The following is a 4675-nucleotide window of genomic DNA, read 5'->3' as shown; positions in this document are numbered from 1 at the left end:
CGTATCCCGGCGGACTCAACGACAGGTTCAAATCCGTCAGGGTCGGCCGGAAGGCCAAGGTCCTGGCCTGGCAGCACGCCAACCAGACCGGCAAGTACCGGGAATGGGATGTCGATCAGCCTGACATCTCCGACATCGGCGGACTGACCCGGTTCAAGGTCGTCGAGAGCACGACCTTACCCATCGCGGTCCGGCTCCAGGACCTCACCGGCGGCCCCGCCAGGCGGTACAGCCTGAAGATCGCCTCCTACGACGTCGGGGACACCATCGTCCACTCCGGCGACCCGGAGTACGGTCTCGTCGGCGTCATGCCCGAAGACGGCCCGCCGGTCACCACCGCCATCTACGTCCGAGACGAGCATTCAGGCGCTTACGTCGCCGTGGGCGCCATCTACTTCGTCTGGAACTCCAGCACCAAGTCGATCGACGTCGCCGACGCCTCGAACGTCCCGGAGAACCTGGGCTACTCGCGAGACGGCCGCAACCAGTTCACCTTCACACTCACCTCGGTCTAGTCGCCCCCGCGGCGATGCCCCGCCGCCCGAAGGGGCGGCGGGGCATCGCGGTCGGGTCGTCGGTCTGCGTCAGCCGACGTAACCGGCCACGTCGGCGAGCACGTGGGTGGTGCTGTTCGTGTAGAAGTCCACCTTGCCGTCGGAGCCGACGGGCACGATGACCTGGTTGGCGATCGTGCTGCCCTGGGCCCAGTTCAGGTTGGAGGCCGTCGGGCGGCTGCCGCCGTCGGCCCAGGCGGTGAGGTAGCCGCCGCCGGTGGTGCCGGTGACGGTGACGGTCAGCACGACCGCCTTGACGCCGGTGGACGGGATGGCGTCGCGCCCTGAGATCTGCAGGGCCAGGGTCTTGCCGGCGCCCAGCGCCGTCGTCTGACGGGTGTCCAGCAGCCGCAGCGGGGTGACGGTGTGGAAGGCCGATCCGCTGGTGGAGAAGTAGCCGGACACGTCGGCGATCACGTGGCTGGTGCCGTGGACGTAGATGCTGACGTTGCCGTCACTGCCGATCGGCACCAGCACCAGGTTGGGGATGGTGGTCCCGGTCGCCGACCAGTTGACGTTGGACGCGGTCGGGCGGGTGGCGCCTTCGGGGTAGGCCTCCAGGTAACCTCCGCCGACGGTCTGGGTGGCCGTCAGGTTGAGCACCACGGAGGTGGCGGCGGTGGGCACGCCCCCGTGGCCGCGGACCTTGAGGCTGATCACCGCGTTGGAGATCTTGCCGGTGGTGGGGATGCCGACCTTGGAGCGGGTGTCGAGCAGCCGGGCCGGGTTCAGCGCCGTGTACGTCGAGCCGGTGGTGCCGCTGGTGTAGTAGCCCTGGACGTCGGCGATCAGGTGGGTGGTGCTGCTCGTGGCGAGGTCCACCACGCCGTCGCCCGCCACCTTGACGGTCGCCGAGGCGGCGATGGTCTGGCTCGCGCCGGTCCAGTCGAGGTTGCTGGTCGACGGCTTGCTGGTGCCGTCGGCCCAGGCGGTCAGCGAACCCGCGCCGGTGGTGCCGGTGACCGTGAGGTTGAGCACGACAGCGGTCACGCCGCTGCTGGGGATCCCCCCGGCTCCCTCGACCTTGACCGGGGCGGTGCCGCCCGCGACCAGGGGCTTGGTGGTCGGGATGGAACTGAGGCCCCAGCCGGTGCCGTTGCGGGTGTCCAGCAGGCGCTTGGGGCTGCTGAGCGGGTGGAAGGTGGCGGCTCCTGTGGCGGCCGCGCCCTGGGCCGCGCACAGTGCGGTGGTCAGGCCGGCCTCCTTGGGCGAGCCGAGACCGGTCACCTCGTCATAGCCGGCCGCCGCCGTGTAGCCGGTGGCGTACACGGAGTTGTCGCCGCTGGTGACGTCCCAGAAGTTGGTCGGGTAGCTGCTCCGTGCGGCCTTGTAGAGGGCGTTGTTGAGGAACCCGACCTTGCCGTTGGCCTGGCAGGCCGTGCCGGCGTTGGCCTGGACGATCGCGGCGGCCCAGGTCGGAGCCGCACCGCTGGTGCCGCCGATGATGCCGGGGACAGGGCTGGAGGACTGGCTGTTGTCCTGGTAGTAGATCGGGTACCCGTCGGCCGGGTCCGCCAGGGCGGAGACATCCGGAACGGCACGCTTGGTGGTGGTGGCGACACCGCCCTGGTACGTGACGGGAGCCCAGCGCGAGGAGACGCCGCCACCGGTGCCGCCGGACGCGTTGCCCCACGTCGTCTGGGTCGTGGTGCCACCCGAGGTGGTCATCGTGGTGCCGCCGACACCGGTGACGTAGGGCTGGCTCGCGGGGTCGTCGACGGCCTTGGCGGTGGAGCCGGTCGCTCGGTAGCAGTCGCTGGAGCCGTCGTCGCCCGAGGCGGCGACGACACTCTGGCCCTGCGCGGCGGCCTCCGCGAAGACGGTGTTCTCGGCGTTCGCGGTCGCGCTGCTCTCGACCGCCTCGCACTCACCCCAACTGGTGGAGATGACCTGCGCCTGGTCGTCGGTGACCATCCGCTGGTAGACGTCGAGCACGTTCTGGTCGGTCGCGGACTCGGCGTCCGGTCCCTGGTAGTCGATGACGGCGGCGCCGGGCACCAGACCTATCAGGTCCTCGATGTCGAGCGCCGACTCCACGCCGACCGATCCGTCGGTGGCCGGTGCGCCGGCGCCCGCCGTCGTGTCCACGTACACGGTGGACACCGAGGTGCTGGTGCCGACGCAGGACTGGTACGCGGCGATGCTGCCGGCGTCGACGTTCTCCAGCTCGAACACGGCCACGGTCTGCCCCGCGCCGGCGGTGGCGGAGGCGGTCATCCCGTAGGCGCCGGCCAGCTTGCCGGGGCTGTAGTAGTCGGTGCCGTCGGTCCAGCCCTGGCCGGTGAAGTCGGCGCAGAGTGCCGGGGTGTACGTGTGGGGGGCCACCGTGCGCGCACCGCGTCCGGAGACGGCGGCGGAGGCGTGCGTGCTCGCCCGCCGCACCGGGGAGTGGTGGCTGCTGACGGTGTTGACGCTGCTCAGCCCGACGATCCCGGTCACCGAGGACGCCACGTTCGCGGGCAGCGAGGGGGCCGAGGTGTTGAGGTAGTCGGTGGTGCCGTCCTTGAGCCGGACGTTGTGAAAGCCGGTGCCGAAGGCGTGGGACGCCTGCGCGGCGGTGGCGGTGACCGGGATGGACAGGCCGTCCGGGCTGACCTTGCCGGGAGAGAGACCGGCCGCCTTCAGCGCCCCCGAGACCGCCGCGATGGTGGCCCCCGTGGGACCGAAGACCGAGGCGAACTGCCCCTTCGCCAGGTAGTGGTGGTACTGGGCGTTCCCCGGCGTGGACACCGCGGTGACGAAGTCCGCCAGCGCCTGCGGGTCGCGCGGGGCCAGGTTCACGCTGAGATGCAGCGTGGTTCCCGGCGCGGTCGCGCCGGTCACCGTCGCGCCCGCCGGAACACGCGGGGCGGGCCCTATTCGTCTCGGCGCGTGCGATCCGGCCGTTCCCCCCTGCGCGACCGCCGCACTCGCGGTCGCGGTGACAGCGACGAGGGCGACGGCAGCGGTGGAAGCCGCCACGATCGCCCTGGCCCGTCTGCCGGTCTTGACTGCCGCGCGCCCGGGACGTCCCGGCGCGGCGTGGACCTTCTTGGCCATGCACACATCTCCTAGAACTGACGCACCGCCACATCCATGCGCTGTGACGGTGGTCGAAGCGTCACTCGGCAGACAGGCGCGTCCACGTCACGAGGCGTGCAGGAGCTGTCTCTCTTAACCGAAGTGTGCGCATTTTTTATCAGGCCATGACAGCTTCTGTCTCTGTTCACCTGAGAACCATGAGCGGATCTTTACGCAGCCCAGCAGGGCGGGACCGTGCCGCCGCTACCTCAGCACGCGGTGGCGGAGGTGGACGGCCCCTGAGTCGAAGGTGCGGGTCTCGACGAGTTCGAGGTCCACGCGCTGCTCGGCCCGGGGGAAGAACGGGATGCCGCCGCCGACCAGCACCGGGTGGACGATGGTTCGGTACTCGTCGATCAGGCCCAGGCCCGCCGCCTCGACGGCGAGGGTCGCGCCGCCGATCGCGATCTCGCCCTCGCCCGGTTCGGCCCGCAACCGCTCGATCTCCTCCGCCACGCTGCCGACGGCCAGCCGGGCGTTGCCCTGCACCGTCGAGAGCGTGGTGGAGAACACCACCTTGGGGAGCGGCTTCCAGAGCGCGGCCCACTCCAGCATCGGGGCGTCGAGCGACGGATCCTGGTCGGCGGTCTCCCAGTAGAGCATCGTCTCGTACAGCCGCCGCCCCATCAGGTGGACGCCGACCCCCCGGATCTCGTCGATCCAGTAGCGGAAGACGTCCGGGTCGGGCGCCGTCCAGTCGAAGCCGCCGTCCGGTCCGACGATGTAGCCGTCGAGCGAGACGCCCATCGAATAGGTCACGCTGCGCATCAGGGGCCCTCCTGGGTGACGAGTTCGACAGTACGACCGCCCGGCGCCACGAAACTCATCGCGACGCCCGGTTCCTCGGCCGCCACTCCCCTGCCGGGCCGCGACGACACCGTGACCGTCCACGAAGTCACCCACACGCACCAGCCGACCACCCCGAACCCGCAACACCAGCAGCCCGAGAACCGCCACCCACCCGGCAACGACCGTCGGTGCGGGGCGCACCGGAGGCCGGGGGCCGGAGGCCGGAGGCCGGGGGCCGAGGCCGGAGGCCGGGGGCCGAGGCCGGAGGCCGG

3 protein-coding genes are annotated in these 4675 nt (G+C 71.0%); 1 reads left to right on the top strand and 2 read right to left on the bottom strand.

From position 1 onward, the window contains the following. The coding region (locus AB0958_RS42070) for a beta/gamma crystallin domain-containing protein (protein ID WP_366895782.1) at positions 1-515 on the top strand (515 nt) is incomplete at its 5' end. A gap of 69 nt (positions 516-584) precedes the next feature. Here AB0958_RS42070 and AB0958_RS42065 read toward each other — a convergent pair. Continuing rightward, positions 585-3593 (bottom strand): S53 family peptidase, encoded by a 3009-nt coding sequence (locus AB0958_RS42065; protein ID WP_366895781.1) that lies wholly within the window; start codon positions 3591-3593, stop codon positions 585-587. 225 nt (positions 3594-3818) lie between these two features. Further along, complete coding sequence (locus AB0958_RS42060; protein ID WP_366895780.1) at positions 3819-4382, bottom strand: dihydrofolate reductase family protein; 564 nt, start codon at positions 4380-4382, stop codon at positions 3819-3821. Between the last annotated feature and the right edge of the window lie 293 nt (positions 4383-4675).

Source organism: Streptomyces sp. NPDC006655 (assembly GCF_040703965.1).
Classification (GTDB): domain Bacteria; phylum Actinomycetota; class Actinomycetes; order Streptomycetales; family Streptomycetaceae; genus Streptomyces.
The sequence above is the reverse complement of the archived record's forward strand: the minus strand, read 5'-3'. Positions and strand labels throughout refer to the sequence as shown.